At 37.3% G+C, this 21281-nt stretch carries 14 protein-coding genes; 6 read left to right on the top strand and 8 right to left on the bottom strand.

The annotated features are described in order from the left end of the window. Window positions 1-4 precede the first annotated feature (4 nt). Complete coding sequence (locus NXS00_RS22005; RefSeq protein WP_258101441.1) at window positions 5-8278, bottom strand: T9SS type A sorting domain-containing protein; 8274 nt, start codon at window positions 8276-8278, stop codon at window positions 5-7. 44 nt (window positions 8279-8322) lie between these two features. Then, the gene (locus NXS00_RS22000; protein WP_258101440.1) at window positions 8323-8991 is read right to left on the bottom strand and encodes an outer membrane beta-barrel protein; all 669 of its coding nucleotides are present in this window, start codon (window positions 8989-8991) and stop codon (window positions 8323-8325) included. Window positions 8992-9299: 308 nt separating this feature from the next. Here NXS00_RS22000 and NXS00_RS21995 point away from each other — a divergent pair, with 308 nt between their 5' ends. From NXS00_RS21995 to NXS00_RS21985, 3 genes are all read left to right on the top strand, one after another. After that, on the top strand, window positions 9300-10364 hold the full coding sequence (locus NXS00_RS21995; RefSeq protein ID WP_258101439.1) for an AI-2E family transporter: 1065 nt from the start codon (window positions 9300-9302) through the stop codon (window positions 10362-10364). A 43-nt stretch (window positions 10365-10407) separates the two neighbouring features. Beyond that, window positions 10408-11220 (top strand): outer membrane protein assembly factor BamD, encoded by an 813-nt coding sequence (locus tag NXS00_RS21990; RefSeq protein WP_258101438.1) that lies wholly within the window; start codon window positions 10408-10410, stop codon window positions 11218-11220. 91 nt (window positions 11221-11311) lie between these two features. Continuing rightward, window positions 11312-11860: a hypothetical protein gene (locus NXS00_RS21985; protein ID WP_258101437.1), complete on the top strand. Its 549-nt coding sequence runs from the start codon at window positions 11312-11314 to the stop codon at window positions 11858-11860. Here NXS00_RS21985 and NXS00_RS21980 read toward each other — a convergent pair. Then, entirely contained in the window at window positions 11857-12954 is a 1098-nt protein-coding gene (locus NXS00_RS21980; RefSeq protein ID WP_258101436.1) for a TolB family protein, read from the bottom strand. The genes NXS00_RS21985 and NXS00_RS21980 overlap by 4 nt on opposite strands. Window positions 12955-13002: 48 nt before the next feature. On the opposite strand from NXS00_RS21980, the gene NXS00_RS21975 reads away from it, so the two are divergent. The 3 genes from NXS00_RS21975 (at window position 13003) to NXS00_RS21965 (ending at window position 17532) form a co-directional block, all read left to right on the top strand. After that, complete coding sequence (locus NXS00_RS21975; protein ID WP_258101435.1) at window positions 13003-14229, top strand: M20/M25/M40 family metallo-hydrolase; 1227 nt, start codon at window positions 13003-13005, stop codon at window positions 14227-14229. Continuing rightward, window positions 14229-14924, top strand: a complete 696-nt coding sequence (locus NXS00_RS21970) for a hypothetical protein (protein ID WP_258101434.1) — start codon at window positions 14229-14231, stop codon at window positions 14922-14924. The genes NXS00_RS21975 and NXS00_RS21970 overlap by 1 nt, the downstream gene beginning before the upstream one ends. Window positions 14925-15105: 181 nt before the next feature. After that, window positions 15106-17532, top strand: coding sequence for an ABC transporter permease (locus NXS00_RS21965; RefSeq protein ID WP_258101433.1), 2427 nt, complete (start codon window positions 15106-15108; stop codon window positions 17530-17532). A 51-nt stretch (window positions 17533-17583) separates the two neighbouring features. Here NXS00_RS21965 and NXS00_RS21960 read toward each other — a convergent pair whose 3' ends face one another. From NXS00_RS21960 to NXS00_RS21940, 5 genes are all read right to left on the bottom strand, one after another. Beyond that, window positions 17584-18321, bottom strand: a complete 738-nt coding sequence (locus tag NXS00_RS21960; RefSeq protein WP_258101432.1) for a hypothetical protein — start codon at window positions 18319-18321, stop codon at window positions 17584-17586. Between the two features lie 16 nt (window positions 18322-18337). Further along, window positions 18338-18688, bottom strand: a complete 351-nt coding sequence (locus NXS00_RS21955) for a GntR family transcriptional regulator (protein WP_258101431.1) — start codon at window positions 18686-18688, stop codon at window positions 18338-18340. Window position 18689: 1 nt separating this feature from the next. After that, window positions 18690-19535 carry a hypothetical protein gene (locus NXS00_RS21950; RefSeq protein ID WP_258101430.1) on the bottom strand — a complete coding sequence of 282 codons (846 nt, stop codon included), beginning with the start codon at window positions 19533-19535 and terminating at the stop codon, window positions 18690-18692. Then, a complete protein-coding gene (locus NXS00_RS21945) occupies window positions 19532-20350 on the bottom strand; it encodes an ABC transporter ATP-binding protein (RefSeq protein WP_258101429.1) in 819 nt (272 codons plus the stop codon). The genes NXS00_RS21950 and NXS00_RS21945 overlap by 4 nt, the downstream gene beginning before the upstream one ends. Window positions 20351-20735: 385 nt before the next feature. Beyond that, window positions 20736-21131, bottom strand: a complete 396-nt coding sequence (locus tag NXS00_RS21940; protein WP_258101428.1) for an STAS/SEC14 domain-containing protein — start codon at window positions 21129-21131, stop codon at window positions 20736-20738. Window positions 21132-21281 lie beyond the last annotated feature (150 nt).

The following is a 21281-nucleotide window of genomic DNA, read 5'->3' as shown; positions in this document are numbered from 1 at the left end:
ATTCTTATTGTTTTACGATTCTGATGTTCTCAACTTTTGAACCTTGACTTACAGTCATGTTGTAAATACCAGTCTCGAAAGTAGAAATATTGATTTGTTGTGTAAACTGCTCAGCATTCTTCTCGAAAGTTTGGTCCATAACGATCTGACCTGACAATGTCATTATTTGAACTCTAACAGAACCAAGTTCTTCACCTGGTATTTCTAAGTTCACAACATCAGTTGTAGGATTCGGATAAGTACTTGCTACAATTGAAGCACCATCAGGTAAGGTTGTTCTTCCTCCTCCATCAGCAGAAACTGCGTTAGATGAAACAGTACAAACACCTCCAGTACCTTCAAAATCAACTTCAACCATATATTCAGCATTATCAAGAACAGTAACACTAGAAGAGTTAGTCTTATTTCTAAGTTCTACTCCATTTCTGTACCATCTGATTTCCTGCCATCCTGAATAACTAGATATTATCGCGTCAATAGTAGCTCCATCCAATTCTAGATGAACATTATTAGGCTGTCCAGTATAAGTTGAGAACTCATTAAAGTTCACACATCCAGAACCGTCGAAATATGTCACCTCAACATAGAACGGAGTTGCTTCACTTACAGCATCAGAATAAATATATGTAGTCGTTGAAGAGTTACCTTTTACAGGTGCTCCCGAAGCAAGACCAGTTTCAGCATTGATCAACTGATATGAGTAAGACGAACTAGATGAATTAATTCTAAACTCTATTACCCCTTCACCACAAGTTGCATCTGTTTGAGTCAAACTAGGTAAAGAAGGAAGTGAACGTTCCTTAATCTCAATGGTATTTGAGATTCTTCCATAACATCCAGCTGCATTACCAACTTTCACAGAATAAATTCCACCTTCAGCTACCGTAATAGTATTGGTAGTATTTGCAAATCCACTTTGGTTCGAATTGATTGTACCACCGTTTCTATACCATTGATAATAATCAAATCCAGCAGGCGCAGTTAATGTAGCACTACCTTCACCAGTACAGAAAGCCAGGTCTCCAGTAACTTCCAAAGTTGGAGTTCCAACAGGTATGTCATTTATAACTACTTCAAATACTCCTGTAGATTCAACACAAGTAGCGTTCACATCAGAACTAAATCTATCAGCACGATACATGCCTGAAGCTGTAACCTCCAGGTTATTACCTGTAGTTGTTGCATAAACGGTTTCTGTACCATCATCTGCCACTGAATAAACAGTTACAGTTCCTGAGTTACCATATCCAGTATTTTCAAAGAAATACAAGTATGCATTATCACATGACTCAATTACAGATCCTTCATCAATGATATTATCCTCATCATAGAATGAAGTATTCATCACGTTGAAATCTGGTGAAGAAATTGATTCAACAACCACTTCTTCAGAATATGGGCTACCACATGATAGATCAAATGAAATGTTAGAAACACTTACAGAGTAAGCTCCATCTTCATCAACTGTGATAGATTGTGTTGTTGCACCTGTAGACCACATATAATGATTGAATCCTGCTGGTGCTTCCAATACCACTTCACCGTCACCATCACAGAATGTAAGAGCTCCACTTACAACAGTAATAGCAGGTCTATCTGGAGCATCTAATACTTCTACTTCGACACTATCAGTCATATAAATACAACTTGAAGTTGTAACCCTTGCAAAATAAGTACCAGAAACTCTGAATCCTTCATTATCACCAAGAGTTGCGTCGGTACTAACTGGGTTAGACAAATCATCTCTAAACCACTCTACAGAACCGTAAGCTCCTGAAAGACTAGCATCTACTAATCTTCTAGCACTTAATTCTAGAATTCCAGTTGCATCCTCACATACTGTGTAAGATTCACCAGCACCAACTAGCACATATTCACTACCATTAACAGTTTCTCTGTAAAGAGCGTAATTAGGTAAATAATCAAGTCTGTCTGTATAATCTGATGTATAAGAACTACAAGTAGTTCCATTCGAAGACATAGCAGTAATTCTCATTTCCAATTCAGTTGTTTCTGAGATAGTGCCAATATTAATCTCCGTATCATCAAGATCTGGGTCATAAGTAAGACTTCCAAGTACAGATGCATCAGCAGAATTGATGATTTCATACATGAAGTAATCTTGTACATCGTCAACATTAACGATCACGTCACCACCTTCACATTCTAATACATCATCAAAACTAAACTCAGCATCTTGATCTATTAATGCTATAAGCTCCACAGATCTCTCAGATGGAGTTCCAGAACCATTAACATCCATGTAGTCATCTCCATCATTGTCATAATCTAGTCTAAACCAGATATTAGTATTATTTGACAAACCTTCGATAATACTTGTTGGAATACTTACAGTTTCAGTTCCTGTACCTTCAGTTGCTTCAAACTCATACCCACTCAACATTGTATATCCTGAACCAGTAGAGTAATAAACAGACATTACATTGTCCGAATCAAACTTACCTCTGATTTCATATGATAATTCAATCTCCTCACTTGCACATGCATCATCAGTACTAACAGATGAAATCAACACTGCTTGGTTAACTACATTAACACTGCTAGATACATATTCGAATGGAAGACTTTCACCTGAGAGGAATTCAAAGTTGCTTATTACAACATTAATTCCATTGCGCTCTTCTTGTCTAAATCTGAATCTAGTTGCATTACCTCTTATATCATCATTTAATTGATAAGTGAAGGAATCGGAGATATTTGATTGCATTTCTGGATCATCGTAATAATCCAAGGTAGGGAAAGTATCCAATTGAACATAAGAAACTCCTTCATCAATTGAATATTCAAATATCAATTGTTGATTTGGTCCTAGATTCTCTAACGTTTCATCAAAAGTCAAATCAAACGTAACCAAAGCAGCGCCTTCCAATTCTCCAACTTCAAAATCACGAGTAGTTATTAAACCTCTACCATAATCATTAGGGAATTGTCTAACACCACTATATGTTGTGTAATCAATATAAGAATCTGCATCATAAGTCGCTGTACCACCACTGTAGAAATACAACTCAGTAACAGAGAAATTCGAAATTCCGTCCTCAGTAGCATACTCATATTTAAATTCAATTCTATCATTTGAATTAGCATTATTGTCATACCAATCATGCATATCAGGCGTTGTTGAATCTAGATTCAAATATTCATAAGAATTTGAACCTGCCGGAGTTGTATTAAAATAAACCCATGCACCTCCATTAACTCTGTAATATAAATCTACGGACTGCTGACCATCTCTATTATCAACACGAGTCCTAAAATAGCTTGCACCATTCAAATACGACTCGTAGAAATTATAGTTAGTCATAGCACTGCTTACAAACTCTGTTTCATAGATTTCTAAGTCTGCAAACGAATTTTCACTTACTAAATCTCCTACCTCTCCAAGTGCAACATCTTCTGTCAATTCTACTCTGAATTCAAAGCTACCACCTCGTACGTATGGAGGAAGATCCACAGTGATATCAGCTATACCTTGCTGAGTAGCTAAGACCAAATCTTCACCACCAGAGAAGTCTTTAACCAATAGAGTAGCAAAAAGATTGTCGAAACTTGCATTATCTGTTTCGTCATTTTCTACGTCAATAGAGAAAGTAGCAGAATTTCCAGCGTATAGAACATCCGTAACATCCCCCTCATAAATTGTAGTAATTGATTTCAAGAATATGTCTAACGTACCTACGCTATCAGCAGTCATCAATTCATATTCTACTTCATCAACCGTTAAAGTAGCTACAAAACCAATATCATACTGACCGTTTTTAGCGTAAAATGGTACTGAAGCAGAACTCACGCCATACTCCGATGTTGTTCCAATAATTACATCTTCGTTTGTATCAGGGTCTGTAACTCCATCTAAAGAGAAAGTAAATACTGTTCCTTCAGGGAATTCTGTTTCATTAATCTTAGTTGAATCAATTGTCCACAAATAATCAAACGTATCACCATTAAATACTGGATCAGTCATTACATTTTGCTTCCAAACGTAGTTATTCAAATCTGGCTGCAAGTACTCAACATCTTGAGAAACATTAGGTCCTTGTGTATAATAGCTTGTAGGGAATTCATTAGTCTCACCCTCAACTATACTTATTCCACTTAAAGTCCAAGTCGTTTCCCCTGCACCTCTATTCAATGCTTGAGCCCACATGAAATGTGTAGCTTCAGTTAAATATTCGCTAGGTATACCAATTGAAATTGCTGCTCCTTCGTACAAATAACCATCATACGACGAATAGTCTTCACCTACTGATAATGTATCAAAAGAAGTACCTCCATCTGTTGATACCAACAACTGAGGTAACGTCAAGAAAGTTGAAGGAGTACCACCTGTATAACCAAATGTAAAGTTCAATGTAACTGTATCAGTAGCAGTTAAGTCTAGTGCAGAGGTTAACAATGAACGATCTCCCGCTTCATTGAAAGTAAAGGTTCCTGCATATGAAGTTTCACTTGCATCTCTACCATCTACAGCGAGAAAATAATCTTCTTCGTCTAAATTAGTAGTGATGGCCTCATTCATATAAGTAGCATCACCTGATTTGTAGAAAGGAATAACCTTAATTAGATAGTCATCGAAATCATCATCAATTTCTTCTAACTCTTCAACAGTTGATGGGAAGTTAACAGTCACTTGAGCAGCGCCAGTAGCTGTTGACTCATCTAATACCATGTATCCTTGATCACCTTCTAGTACGACAGCAAAGCTAACATCTGAAGGGAAAGGTCCATCTGCATTGTACTCTACAACAAATTCCTCACCAAGAGAATATTCTGGATCTGGATCTCCCAAATCAGATACACTCAAAGAAAGGTTCTCAAACTGCAAGTCTTGTGATAATGAAAAATCTGCAATAGCAATGGCGTTCAATTCTGTCATTCTGAGACTAATACCTTCAAACAAAATTTCGTTATCGCCTGATCCTACAACACTAGAAGTGTTATAAATGAATCTCAAATAAGTTGCTGATGTCAAAGCTTCCTCAGGTAAATCAGAATACTCTTCAATAAAGCTTCCATTACCTTCAAATTCAACACTATCAAATGCTACCCAAGTATCACCCTCATCAATAGAATACTCAAAGAAAACCCAATCGTCTTCTTCATAATTATCAACATCAAGTTCGAACTTAACAGCAGCACCTGATGCATCAGAGAAGTCAAATTCAACTGATTCAGCATATCTTTCTCCATCAGTATCACCAAAAATATTTTCATCTCCTGAACCATATTCTCCTTCTCTCATTGCAAGAGGGAAGTTGTCTTGAGAGGTTCCGGCTACAGTACTTCCCCATGTGGCATCAATTACTGATACAACTGTTTCTCTATTGCCATTTACTAATGATAATCTAAATTCAGGATCTCCATTGTAATTATACCCTATTGGAAGATTTGTTTCTATTGTACCAGATGCAGATGCTGCGAGTCCTGATTCTAATACGACATAATCATTCGGAGCTGACAAATCATTATCCTTTACTTCAAGAGTTAAAGTAACTCCTGTAAATTCAATATCTCCAACAATTGTATACGAAATATCTAAATCACTTGCAGGGTAGATGAAACTGCTTTCTCCTTCTGTAATAGCATCATCAGATGATATCACAATGTTATTAATAGAAATACCAGTTACTGGAAGAACAACACTGTTAGAGTTAGCAACTCCTGCAAAATCAACCATAACATAAACGTTGTAGTTTCCTGCAACGATAGCTGGAACAGTAGCACTAAACGTACCCGCAGCAGTTAATGTATCCAAAATGATATCAAATGGCTCATCTCTCTCTAACATTAAATAAAAGTTGGTTCCATCCGGAAGTGCTCCATTATCAATAGTTAATGTAGCAGAGAACGCATCATCGTAGAATAAATCTCCACTCGCCTCTGGAATTTCAGATAAAGAGATTTCTGGAGCTAACACGTCGATTTCATAATCTGGTTCATAATCCAAATAATCTGGAGTAAATAGTGTAGATGCACCTTCAATTTGAATGTTCCACAAATACCATGAATCTAATTCAAAACCATTGTTGCTTAATTGTCTCCATCTAAAGGTTGTAGAATTAGATGCTACGTCTGCAACAAATTCTGTTACCTCAAAAGACTCTCCTCCAGCAGCTTCATTCAAGTTGAATGTTTCAATTACTGTATAAGTACTACCATCGGTAGAAAACTCTAAGACAATTTCTGTACCTTCTGGACTTCTTACATTATTCTCTCTTTCTAAATCAAAAGAAACCATCAATCCTGAGTTCGATGCAATTTCAATTTCTGGAGTGGTAAATGAACGACTTCCACTTTGCTCAAAGAATACATAAGAACCCTCGTAATCTCCTCCTTCAATTAAAAGATCATCCTCATCGTAATCATTGAAGATGTCTTCGTCGGTTCCGAGAATGGCTTCAGTACCTTCATACTTCACAATTTCCAATGTGATATCATCATCATACACAATATCTCTGGTAATTGTCCCGGTAATTACGATTGTACTGTCGTCATTGACAGTTAAATCTTCATCTTCTAAGAAGTATTCACCTCCTAAAAGAGCTGTATAATTATCTCCGTCGGGATCAAAACCTTCAACGTGTGCGTATATTGAAATTTCATCACCTGGATAAAAGTCTTGATTAGAGTTTGCAATATTGTCACCGTTTGCAAGCTCAACCGAATCAATATTAACTAAGTAGTTGTCAATAGACACAGGAGAAACTTGAGCAATAGCACCCTGGAACAAATATTTCTGAATCTCCAAAGATTTAACTTGCCAAGATTGACTACTTCCTAGCGCTACTCCAACTTGTTTCAATCTGAACATAGATGTTGCAGATATTGCAGCACTTTCCAAAACATAAGATAGAGTCTCATCGTCAGCAAAGCTCTCAATTTCATCAATTGTCACCCATCCAGAACCAGTATTATACTGTAGTAAAATATCCCCCTGGCTATTGGTTTGATTTACATCTCCAAAACCGATAACTAGTGTTACGTATTCCTCTCCACTTAAATCAACAGCATTTGTAGTAATGCTTCTTGTCGTATTTTGATCGAACGTATAAGTAAAATCTGACTCATTAGAACCACTAACTGTTACAACAGAATTTTCAAATTGGTAAGTTGGGTCTTCAAAGTTTCCATAAAATCCGGCTACAAAAAGATCATCTGTAAGGTCATTAGCATTTTCTAAAGGCCATGTTCCTTCCAATGTACCATCACTAGCAGTTGCATTATCATAAACAACTCTAGTCTCTGGATCAAGTATTACCGAATCCTTCTCACCATAATAATAATAGAATGTTGCATCTGATGAGAAACCAAATGCTTCATAGTCTACCGAGAAGTCTTCACCAACAAAATCAGCAAGCTCTTCATTTGTTAAAGAAAATGAAGGAGCTGATATATCAAATGTCAATTCCTGTTCGCTTCCGTAAGCTACATAATCTCCTGTAGAACGTACAATGTATAGTTCTGATAATGACCAAGCCTTATCAGTAGCAATAGCGAAAGTATCACTACCAGGTTGAGATATTCTGAAAAACACAACTGATTCTTCAACATCAGCAGGCAAATCAAAAATCACTCCACCATTGGTTCCTTCAAATTCATCATCCCCATTAACATCGGTTAATGCAGTATATGTTTCTTCATTATCAACAGAGTACTCAACTACTATTGGATTATCTGTGGTAACAGCAGAAGCATCTAAAGTAATTTGGAGCTGACTGTTATAATCAGCCGCATCTTCATCTTCACTGAAGTCATAACCCACAGTTGCTGATCTCACATTTGTTCCTCCACCTATATCAAAAGTTGCAGGAAAAGTACCATTAGACTCTCCAAATACATCATCAAGGTCACTGTAATCCGCAGATACAGAAAAATCATCCCAACGGTCACCAGCATCACCTGCTTTTCCAGCGATAACATAGAGTGCTCCAGGGTTGAACTCTTCAATTGCATAGTTGCTCATAGGAATAGTAATAGTGATTACATCAGATGCAGTTGTACTTGAGCCAAGTAATATATCTTCATCATCGTATTCATTATTGCCATTGATATCCATAATAACAGAATACTGAGTTCCTGTAGGGAAACCAGTAGCTGAATAATTCACATCAACTTCATCAAGAGGATAATAAGGCCCAATTGCTGGGTCCAACGAATTAATAACAATCGATGCCCCATCCAGGGAGACCTCTTGTCCGTTCGCTACGAAAGCAAAACAGCCTATCATTACGATAAGCAAAGCTTTTACATTCCGCATAAAATATTGTTTGTAATTATTTATCATTTTTTGCAGTGATTTAATTAAAGAAATTTAAATCCAACTCGTACAGAATTCATGGTATTGATGTTACCGAAGCTATTTTTAGTCTTTTCTTGAAAAAGCTCTCCGTTAACAGTAACCTCTTTGTTGTACTGCTGATACAAATTGAATCCGACTTCTGTACCAATGTAAAATCTGGAACCAAAGTGGTACTCTGCACCTACTCCAGCACCAATCCCAAACTGGAAATAACTTCTATTAGAAGTCGTTCCACCGCTGAAACTCACATCAGTAGCACCGTCGATACTGTAGTCTGTAGTGGACTCCCTACTGGTAATCCTTTGACCTACAATAAAATCAAATGCTGCATAAGACCTGAATCCGTCCTGAATACCGAAATGGTACTCACAACCTGGTCTCAAAGTGTAAGTGCTGTAATTAGTTACAGCATCGGGCGTGGTTTGCGTATTACTCAAATCCATATTGATCCCAAGTCTGGGAACAATGTTTGTAGTAACCGCATACCTTGCTCTGAACGAGCCAAAGTCAAGTAAGGATCCTCCTGTAAATGGAGTTCCTGTGATCTCGAAGGCTAAATCTCCTGCATCAAAGTACCCTCCTTCGCTACCAGACGATGAATCTTCGTCTTGAGCAAATAGCGTACCCCAACTCAGCAAAATAGCTAGAGAGACCAAAACACATTTTCGCATAAGTGTAAATGGTTAGGGTTGAAAAATCAATTTTGGCGGTTTTTAAAGAAGGGAAAAAGGCGGCTCCTTATAAAACCACAACAAACCTAGGAAAAATCTAACTTAGATACCATACCCAATTTTAGGTAGAGACCCTGAATTATTGCATTATTAACAATATTGGTTGTAATTTTTCAATATTATCAACCGCATCAACTTTTCTTAAGCTCATTTTTACAATTTCATCATAAAAATTTAATATTTCATTAGAAAGGAAAAAAAATTCTGACAGCCTACATATTCGACCGATAGAATGCTAACTTTTCTGGATGAATAAAAATCTGGACATCAGGAAAGTGTCACATTTCCTTATTATCCTAATTGGATTAACTGTATTTCTCGTCTATGCTCGAGAATATGCCATACCATTTATAATTGCACTCCTCATCTGGTTCATCATTCATGAATTGAGAGAAAATATTCAACAAGTACCTTGGTTAAGAAAAAATTGTCCAATGTGGCTACAAAGTACCATTGGGTTTATTGTTATTAATGCTGTGATCTTACTACTTCTAGAGTTACTCTATGTTAGTATGTCTGATCTTTTACTCTCTATCGAACTCTATGAAAGTAATCTTGATAAAAGTCTGTTGCAGATTAATACTCTGACAGGAGTAGATATAAGTGATCAAGCGTTGAAATACATACAGGAATTAGATTTGGCGGCAACAGCCTCTACCCTCTTCGAACATATCTCTGTATTACTAGGTAACTCATTCCTTATACTTATATATGTATTGTTCCTATTATTAGAAGAATCTGTTTTCGAACATAAACTCAATGCCCTATATTCTGATGAGAAACGTAAAAAGAAAATTGTGGCGCTTTTTCAAAAAATGGACCACAGCATTAGTAAGTACCTAACCTTAAAAACAATAGTAAGTCTTATAACAGGTATTCTTAGTTACATCGCTCTTCTTATAATAGGTGTGGATGCTCCTATATTTTGGGCCATACTAATTTTTGTTTTGAATTATATTCCTACCATTGGATCGTTGATAGCAACACTGTTCCCTGCAGCATTCGCTGTAGTTCAGTTTGGAGAATTTGGGCCGATGTTCATGGTACTTATTTCCGTAGGAATCATACAAGTTATAGTAGGAAATATTGTGGAGCCTAAAATCATGGGTGACTCCCTTAACATTAGTTCGCTTGTTGTTATTTTATCATTAACCATTTGGGGAGCACTCTGGGGTGTAATGGGAATGATCTTAAGTGTGCCTATTACTGTTATTATGATTGTTGTTTTTGAAGAAATTCCACAATTAAGAAATGTAGCCATACTACTATCAGAGAAAGGTCAACTCAAAAACCTGGATGAAGAGAATAACTAAACCAAAGTCAGCTTAACTAGTTAAACAAAATAAAAACTCACACATGAAACGTAACAGTTTACAAGCATTAACACTTTTATTAGCCATAACCATCTTTTCGTGCAGCTCTCCAAAAAAATCTAAAGAAACTACAGGCGAAGAAAAAGTAGAAGAAGCTGCTAAAGATCTAGGCCCTAAAAAATACACTATTTACAAGGCTCCAACTTCATATGAGTACCATGAAGCTTCATTAGAAATGATAGAGCCATCATCTCCACTTGATACAGGTAAAACAGCATTCAAATTTGAGGTAACTAATTACGAGTTGGGCATTCAAACACCTGATGCCGGCACAAGAGGGATCGCTAATTCAGGAAAAGGCCAACACATTCACTTCATTGTGAATAATGATCCATATTCCGCTCATTACGAGCCTGAATTTACCAAAAGCCTTCCTGAAGGAAAGCATGTGATTTTAGCATTTCTTTCCAGGTCTTATCATGAGGCTGTAAAAAATGGTTCTTCTTATATATTAAAAGAATTAGTTGTAGGATCTCCTGATGAAAGTACTCCTTCATTTGATGAATCAGCTCAGCATTTGTTCTATAGTAGACCAAAAGGAACATACAGTGGAACGGACACTGAAAAATTGATGCTGGATTTCTTCCTATTCAATACTTCGATTTCTCCAGATGGCAATAAAGTAAGAGCCACAATCAACGGAGAAGAACATATGATCACAGAATGGGCTCCTTATTATATAGAAGGATTAGAAAAAGGTCAGGTTTCGATCAAATTAGAATTGATTGACAAAGATGGAAACAACATCCCAGGACCATACAATACAGTTGAAAGAATGGTGACTATAGCAGAATAAACTCACCTGCAATTACAATATTTTAATCCCATCGCTTGCCGTGATGGGATTTTTTGTATCTTAGAAGACTGATATTCAATTAAATACCATCATGAACTCCACTACTCACTCAATGAATATCGTCAGTATTTTGAAAGAAAATGGATACAAAATCACTGAACGAGGTTCATCAACTGTCCTAAAAAAGCCCAGCACTGGTAGCCTAACCACCTTCATCATTTTTGGAATTATTGGATTAACCTTACTAACTGCTGGCATATACATAGGACTACATGCCACTACTATCTTAAGTGGATTGGTTTTTCTGGGAGTGCCATTAATCTATGAGCGATACAAATATCCAAATACGATTATCATCAACTGTGAAACCAAAGAAATGACACTCAAGTCAGGATATACAGTTACGAGAGTCTATCGATTTAATGATATCAGTGCACTAGAAGTAGATGAATCTATCGTGACTAGTGATGTCAGTCCTTTCAAAGATGGATATCAAGACTTCATTTACACTTTTAAGGTGCAAATTGGGAGAAATAGCCACAAACTTTTGAATCTGGTATTCAGAAAAGAAAGCGAATCATCAGTTGGAGCAGTTACTTCTTACTTATCTGAAAGACTAGCTCTTCAAACGACACTTTAATCTTCCCATTCTGCCACAAACAAATTAGTGTCTCTGTTGCCTCCATTAAATCTATTGGAGGCCCAAACTAATTGCTTCCCGTCTGGGCTGAACATGGCGAATGAATCGAATACTTCATCGTAAGTAATTCGTTCAAGACCAGTGCCATCAACGTTGATCATATACAGGTTGAAAGGAAATCCTCTTTTGGACTCATGATTAGAAGAGAAAACCACTTTCTCTCCCGATGGATGAAAATAAGGTGCCCAATTAGCATTGCCAAGATTGGTAATTTGCTTCAAATCAGAGCCATCAACATTACAAATGAAAAGCTCCATTTGAGTTGGCTGAACCAAGCCTTGAGCCAACAAATCTTTGTATTCTTTGATCTCTTCTTCCGATTGTGGACGAGAAGCTCTGAAGATCAACTTGGTACCATCAGGAGAGAAAAAAGCACCTCCATCGTAGCCAAGTTCATTAGTCACTTGCTTCACGTCAGAACCATCGATGTTCATGGTGTACAATTCTAAATCACCAGACCGTGTAGATGTAAACACTATTTTATCACCCGTCGGAGATACAGTAGCCTCTGCGTCATATCCTTCTGTATTAGTTAATTGATTGATGATATTACCTTCCAGATCAGCAACGAATATATCATAGGTATCATAAATCGGCCATACATACTTCCCTCCTACTGATCTAGGTGGATTTGCTGGACACAAGGAATCTCCAAGGTGTGTAGATCCGTAGACAATGGTAGAATCCCCAGGCAAGAAATAAGCACAAGTAGTTCGACCCAGACTTGTACTGATCATTGGCGGTCTTTGTCCTGGTTGTGCTTTATTGACATCCAATGTAAATATCTGATCACAAGAGACACCCCATTCCGAGAAGTCAGACTGAAATACCAATTGGTCACCACCAAATGACCAATATGCTTCGGCATTATTTCCTCCCCAGGTGAGCTGTCGAATATTCTTCAGGTGAGACTCTTGTTCATATCGAAGAGAATCGCTTAACCCTTCTACCTCTGCTGCTTCCTGAGAGGTCGACTTAGGACCATTACATGAAAATAATATTAAGACTGAAACAATACCTGTAATGTATTTCATAACAATTAACTTTAAACACGGACTAAAACTAAATATAACTTCTTTATTATGAGGTTCATCTCAGCTTTAATACTAGGATCTTTTTTAATATCCTGTCAACAACAACCTGAATCCACTACATCCATTTATGACGACATTCAAGTCCTGGCAAGTGATTCACTTCAAGGCCGAGAGGTGGGAACAGAGGGAGAACGAATGGCAGCAGCCTATTTGGTGAGTCGATTTAAGTCTATAGGGTTAGAGCCAAAGGGTACAAATGATTACCTCCAATCTTTCTTTGTGAAAGACGCTGATAATCCTCATGAACAAGCCAAGATGTCTGCAGTTGACTCAATCAAAGGAATTGAAGGAAGAAACGTAATTGCTTTTCAGGATAACCCTGGAGATAATCTTATTATCGTTGGTGCTCATTATGATCACTTAGGCTATGGAGGCTTCTCCTCTCTTCATAGAGGTGACACGGCAATTCATAATGGAGCTGATGATAACGCTAGTGGTGTAGCCGCTATGCTGGCAATTGCCCAATATTTTAAAAAGAATCCTCCCAATTCAGACCTTCTATACATTGCTTTCTCTGGAGAAGAGAAAGGTCTTTGGGGATCAAACTATTTCGTTAAAAACCCGACTATAGATCTTACAAATGCCAATTTCATGATCAACATGGACATGGTTGGCAGATTGGATACGGCCAAAGGAATTGCCATTCATGGCACAGGAACTGCACCGGTTTGGTCTGAGGTAATTGATCAATCTAATACTGTAGGTCTGAAGGTGATTAAAAAAGAATCTGGAGTGGGACCATCAGATCACACTTCATTTTACCTACAGGATATCCCAGTACTTCATTTCTTCACTGGTCAACATTCTGATTATCACAAACCTACTGACGATGCTGACTTGATCAATATTGATGGAATACAGAAGATTGCTACACATATAGAAAACATCATTTCCAATCTGGATAATGAGCCGAAACTTGCTTTTCAAAAGACAAAAGACGAATCAACTCAAGGCCCTCGATTTACAGTAACTCTGGGTGTTGTTCCTGATTATTTATTTGATGGAAAGGGAATGAAAATAGATGGAGTGAGTGAGGATAAACCTGCACAGAAAGCAGGACTTGAAAAAGGTGATGTGGTTTTACAAATGGGAGATAGCACCATTACTGATATGATGAGCTATATGCAAGCATTATCTGCATTCTATAAGGGAGATGAAACTAAAGTTGTTATTGATAGAAACGGAGAAGAGCTTATCTTTGACATTACTTTTTAATGCGCAACTTAATCATCCTTATTTCCATTGGCCTGTTCAGCTGCTCAGAATCAGCTGATGATGTAATACATAAACATCATCAGGCTTTAGGTGATATTTCTACTATAGAGAATATTATCACAAAAGCTGATTGCCAGGGTCCGGATGGATCTTACAAAACAATCACAAAGTCCTCGTTTACAGATGATTACCTATTGTTTTTACAGGACTATGACTACAAGCCTAATCCATTTTATGCTTTAATTAAGACAAAAGAAAAAGGCTTTGGATTAGATACTAATTTCACCAATCAGGGACCATTATCCAATGCCATCATTGCGGTGTTGAAAGCGCATGAATTTCATGAGATGATGCTGCAACCCGATCAGCGATATTTCGACTTAAAACAACTGGAAGACACTGTTTTCTTTGATCAACAATGTACGCAAATAATTGGATCCGATCATTTAGGACTTCCAGTACGCCTGTACTTCGATAAAAAGACTCACCTAATGGCAGGAATTGCTCAAGCCAATCCATATAAAAAAGGTGAAGTCATTTGTGTCCATTTTGAAGACTGGAAATTTAACAATGAAGTCCCATTGTTCAACCGTGTCAATATTCGGCAAGGAAAAGACGATCAGTACATCCTGGACTACAACAAAATCATTTTCAATCATCCTGAGTTTGAAGAACTTAAGTTGAAAGAAAATTAATCTCCAATAATTTCCCTTCATCACATTTTCGAACCATTCATCACAATATCCCTCTCAATCACAACCTTGCATTACATAATACCATTTAATAAATAGTATTATACTGATGCAACCTGTCACCAACTCTTTGCATCTAATGCATAGAAACCTAAAGATCAACTCAAACCAAACTAATAGAATCATGATTCGCAATTACATAGTTGTTGCTTTCCGAAATCTCCGGAAGCAAAAGTTCTACAGTGCTATCAACATTCTAGGACTATCCATCGGGCTTACTTGCTTTTTATTCATCTCACTTTTTGTATCAGATGAATTCAGCTATGACAAAGCATCGCCATTTTCTCAAAACATTTACCGAATGGATTTCAGTGGATCCATCAATGGGAATGAATTCATCACCGCGCTGATGAGTGCTCCAGCCGCAGAAACCATGAAAGCGGACTATCCTGAAGTGGAAGATGCTTTTCGGTTCAGAACTTCTGGCAACTGGTTCATCAAACGAAAAGGGCAAGAGTTGACTTTCAAAGAAGAAAATGTGGTATTCTCTGACCCCAATTTCTTCACATTCTGGGGAGTAGACTTACTCTATGGAGATCCAGAAACCTGCTTAAACAGGCCAAAAACTCTGGTATTGGACGAAACCACAGCTACCAAAATATTTGGCAAGATGGATCCTGTGGGACAGATGGTTGTTCTTGACAACAAAGAGGATTATGAAGTAACAGGTGTATACAAGGACCTTCCAGATAATAATCACTTCCATTATAATGTCATGCTAACAATGCTGGATCGTGAGGAAGCTAAAGGTAAAATGTGGATGAGTTTTAACTTCAACACGTACTTAAAACTCTCAGAAGGAACTCAACCTGAAGAACTTACAGCTAAATTTCCAGATTTGATAGACACCAAACTTGGCCCAGAAATTAAGCAATTTATGAATCTGGATATGGAACAATTTCAAGCTCAGGGCGATTATGCTGGCTTGTATCTGGTTCCACTATTAGACATCCATTTATACAGCGATAAACTAGGTGAATTAGAGGCTAATGGAGATATCAAATATGTATATATCTTCTCTGCAATTGGATTATTCATCTTGATTTTAGCGTGTATCAACTTCATGAATTTAGCCACAGCTCGATCAGCTAATCGGGCGAAAGAAGTTGGAATAAGAAAAGTAATGGGTGCCTTCAGAGGACAGCTGATCAAGCAGTTTATCTCTGAAGCCATGTTAATTTCCTTGATCTCAACCATTTTAGCACTTGGCCTCACTTCACTGCTAATGACCTATTTCAATGATTTAGCAGGAAAAAGCCTTCAAATCTCACAACTATTCTCCACTCAATTTTTAGCTATTATAGCTTTAATCATGATAGTAGTTGGGTTATTATCAGGTAGCTACCCTGCATTTTATCTATCCAAATTCAGACCTGCAGAGACCCTAAAAGGCAAACTTAATTTAGGTTTTAAAAGTGGCGGGTTAAGAAGTGTATTGGTGGTGATGCAGTTTACCGTTTCAATCATCATGATTGTTGGGACAGCTATTGTATTCAATCAGCTCTCCTATATTCAAAATAAGAAATTGGGCTTTGATAAAAACCAGATCTTAATGATCAATGATGCATGGATTCTAAGAGACAATGTTCAAGCATTTAAAAATGAAGCACTAAGAGATTCCAGAGTAAAAGCTGCAACTGTAGCTTCTTTCCTACCAGTTGGAACGACGAATAATAACAACGTTTATTATCCAGGAAAGAACGTTAATACCAATGAAACTCATATTCTAAGCAATCACTACATTGATTTCGATTATCTGAGCACTTTGGATATGAAAATCGTGGGTGGAAGAGCCTTTTCGAAAGAATATCCAACCGATTCTACAGCGGCAATTCTTAACCAAACTGCTGCCAATCAGATGAATATCAAAGTTGGTGATTTCATTTCCAATCATGGTGGAGATCAGGACTCCATGTATGCTGTAAGCTACCGTGTAATTGGAATAGTAGAGGACTTCCATTACGAATCTCTTAGATCAAATATCAATCCGCTAGTCTTCCACATTGGTAAAAGAACTGGATATGTTGCGTTGAAAGTAGAGCCTACTGAAACTGAAGCAACCATTAAATACCTCGAAGAAATATGGGATAGAATGGCTCCAGGTCAACCTTTTGCTTACAGTTTTATGGATGAGCGATTTGACCGTATCTATGCTAACGAACAAAAAGTAGGTCAGATTTTTGGAGTATTTGCCTTTCTGGCAATTTTCATTGCTTGTTTAGGACTATTTGGCCTAGCCTCATTTACTGCAGAACAAAAACGCAAAGAAATAGGTATCCGAAAAGTGCTAGGGGCTACGGTAGCACATATCGTAAACAGACTATCCATGAGCTTCATCAAACTAGTAGCAGTTGCTTTCTTGATAGCTTCCCCTATCTCATACTTTGCGATGAAAGCATGGCTTGATGATTTTGTTTACAGAACCGATATTAAGGTTTGGGTATTCTTAGCAGCAGGTATTGCTGCTTGTGCAATAGCCTGGCTGACCATGAGCATCCAAAGCTGGAAGGCTGCCAGAGCCAATCCGGTTTCCTCTCTTAGAAATGAATAACGAAAAAAGGCCTTGAGGAAATCCTTAAGGCCTTATATTTTGCTACTTATCTCATTGATTCACTTGCCCCTGCTGATAGCTCAAAGTTACACCACCCATGTAGGATGGATTCATATAGGTTTCTCCACGAATGATCGATGAACGTCTTCCTAACCCAACATTAGCGGATTTTAGCATACACGAATTAAGGTGAAATTTCGAGCTATTATTCACAGTCCCTGTCAACTGATCAATAATAAAAGGCTGATTCATAAAAATATCGGATTGGAAATCCAGTGAAACTTTCATTTCCTTAATAAATAGTGATGAATCAGGCAATACCTGAGTCACAACCTTCATTGCCCGTCCAGATATAGATAATTGCTCCAGGCTGTCCTTAAAGATCAAATTCACTGACATGGAGTCCATCACAATGGATGGTTTCATTGTTCCCAGACTCAACTGAAATGACTCACACACAGGCATAGGATCTACCCGATCGATATACAGCGTATCATTAGCCACTCGATAGTAAACTTCAGTTTTTATCTCTTCCGTAGCATAAACCTCAATAGTCGATGGACCAACACCTTTTAGCTCAATGAAACCATTGAATTTGAGGCCACTAAGATTAATGACTTCAAAAGAAGGCAAAGTAATAGCTTGTGATTCCTTACAAATCACTTCACTATTTCTCACATAACTATCGCCAATATATTCACCTCTCACTCTGATTTCGGCAAATACGCCAATCCAATAAAAGAGGAACCCTACTAGAAAAATAGTTAATACAATATTGCTCGTTTTCATTTGATTCTGTTTTTAGTTAGAGATTGAGGTGTGACTTGAGCTCTTCTTTTGAAATGCCGAGAAGCTCAGATTGATGAATAAAATCAGGAAGCACTTTTTCGAAAAAGACCGCCTTTTTCTCATTTCGAATGAGATCTATTGCTTTTTCTGTGACAAAATATCCAATACCTCGTTTGTTCTCAATGATGCCTTTTGATTGCAATTCATTGAAAGTACGCATAATGGTTACCGGATTTACTCCCACCTCAGCGGCCAATTCTCGGACCGACGGTATTTTCTCACCGACTTCATACTGTTGTTTTAATATCTTTTCTGACAGACTCTCTGCTATCTGAGAAAAAATACTCTGACTGCTTTCAAACTCCATTTCACACCTCCTTTTCCTTGAGTTTCATAAATGAAACCACCATAAACACTATTCCGAATAACAACAGAAACAAACCAAAAAAAGTGACCTTAGTAAGATTATCAACTCCTTCGGATCCAATAGGTGAAAAAAATGCATCCTCACTTGTCAACCGAAAATGCCTACCCCACTCCAGGTATCCCATAAAAAAATACACTAACCAGGTACAGACACCTACATAAACCACACTGAAGAACAGCGTTTTCAATAAAGGATATTTGGAAAAACTAACCGCACCTAAAAAGAACATCATCGCTATAGCGAATATGATGGAAAAGCCAAGTCCAACAACGTTTGTGCTAGAAACTTCTCTTATTTCGCCTTCCACAATTTCAAAATCCCTAAGGTAAAAAACCTGATCTGTGAAGCCGATCATATCAAATGGCTGAAATGGATTAGACCGAATAACCGACGCTATGAATGTACTTAGTTCGTATCCTAACATAAAAAGTACAGGATACAACACAACAAAAAGTAGAGGGTAGAATATAAATTCCACAATATATTTCTCTAGTACAGAACCTGGAGTCATCAGATATCCAAATGCTTTCTCTTTTGATCTAAATGATGAAAAAGCAGAGCTGATATAAAATCCGCCCAGAATAAAATAACCAAATAGAAATAAAGCAAAATGGAAACTATCACTCGTCTGACTTACACCTCCCATTATTTTAAAAATCCCCGTAATAATTGTAGATAACCCCAACACTACGAGCATTCCCATCAAAAGCGACTGGTAATTGTGTAAAACAAATTGCCGAATTAGTTCACCAAACCTACCCGTACTAAACACATTACTTGTTTTCATTTCCCGTCTAGTTTTATGCCTTTAGTAATGGCGTTAAACAATAATTCAATATCCACAGAAGACTCTAAATCGCCTTCAGGCAAAATCACCCGATATCCGCCTGGACTAACTTCTGAATACAATGGATTTATACCATCCAAATCCTTCACCGATGCAAACCTTAAGCGCTCAGAGATGTCCAACATCTCTTTTTCCATCACCACATTGCCATCATCAATTATCATAATTCGATCGATCAGATTTTCGACATCTTTCACCTGATGAGTAGAGATTAGGACTAACTGATTTTCTTCGATTGAACCGGCAATTAGTTTTCTGAACAATGCCTTGGATGGAATATCCAACCCATTTGTTGGTTCATCAAGAACTAGTAGATCACACTTGGTAGCCAATGCAAAAGCAATCAGAAACTTCTTCTTCTGACCATAAGACATGTTACTCAACTTCACATTAGTCGGAATTTCAAACTCCGCTAGATGACTATTCATCTGTTGATGATCAAACTTTGGGTAAAAACCTGCATTGGCCTTAATATAATTAGTCACTGAAATTCCTGGCAGATAGAATTCCTCTGGCAAATAATAGACTCCTTCTAAAAATGACGGCTTCCGATCTGCTGGGATGTATTCACCTACTTGCACTTTGCCTGATTTGGGATAAAGCATTCCGACAATAATCTTCAACAAGGTGGTTTTCCCAGCACCATTTTTACCGAGCACTCCTGTAATACTCCCTGGAGTCATTTCAAAGGAGAGGTCTTCATACAGCTTTGTTTTCTTGCTATGCGAATACCTAAGTGATTGTATTTTAATCATAATGACTATAATGTTTTACTGTATTACTTATGTATAACAGTACAATAGTAATAAACCGTTAGCTATTTTTCAAATCCCCTAACGGTTTTACAACAATATCATGAGCATATCGGCTCAATTCACATTTAAATGCAGGTTTTTTAGAGTACAGTAAATCGCAAAATCCAGAAAATCTCTATGAATAACATATCAATACCTGGTTTGCATAAGTGGTATTGGGTGGGTATCATTCCAGTACAAGAATCAACTCTGAACTGAAAAATCAGTAAATGCGAAATCGATTAAGGAAGAAAAACAAGGGTTTGTTGTATCAAATTTCAGCTGATTGTTAAAGTAAATGAGCAGAAATACGAGCATCAGATAGTTTAGTCTGATGCCCTATTAACTATTTTGATGCCAGCCAATCTCTTGCTTCATCTACTGACTGACAATGCTGAACCTCGAATTTTCCTTGATCCATTTTTTGAACGATGTTCTTTACCGACATCTGGTTTAAGACATTCTCCGCCACAACTATTGCTGAAGACCTATATCCTTTTTCAAAAGCAGCAGGAAACCACACATTGGTTAGATAATCCTGATTCTCTTGGCTTACTACACTGGACTTTCTGTTATCAGCGATAACCTTACTAGACTTTTTAGCTACAATTAACTCCAAGGCTCTTCCACAAGCCTCTTTGAATTGGGCCGGTGTAGAAAATCCATTCCATTCTAAGTGAACAGCCTGAATATCTGGATGATAATATATTTTACAATGTTTTTGATCGTATTCTAAATCCATTTTCATTATTAAGATTGATGATGACAAAAGCTATGTAATTGTTCATTCAAATACGCCTTTCAATTAGATAAACACCCCTTGACTTTTGACCAAAAAGTTTTCCACATACACTAAATTGATCGTCCTCAAAAGAGAATAGGTGGTGGGATT

The sequence above is a fragment of the Marinoscillum pacificum genome (genome assembly GCF_024714495.1).
GTDB classification, from domain to species: domain Bacteria; phylum Bacteroidota; class Bacteroidia; order Cytophagales; family Cyclobacteriaceae; genus Marinoscillum; species Marinoscillum pacificum.
The sequence above is the reverse complement of the archived record's forward strand: the minus strand, read 5'-3'. Positions and strand labels throughout refer to the sequence as shown.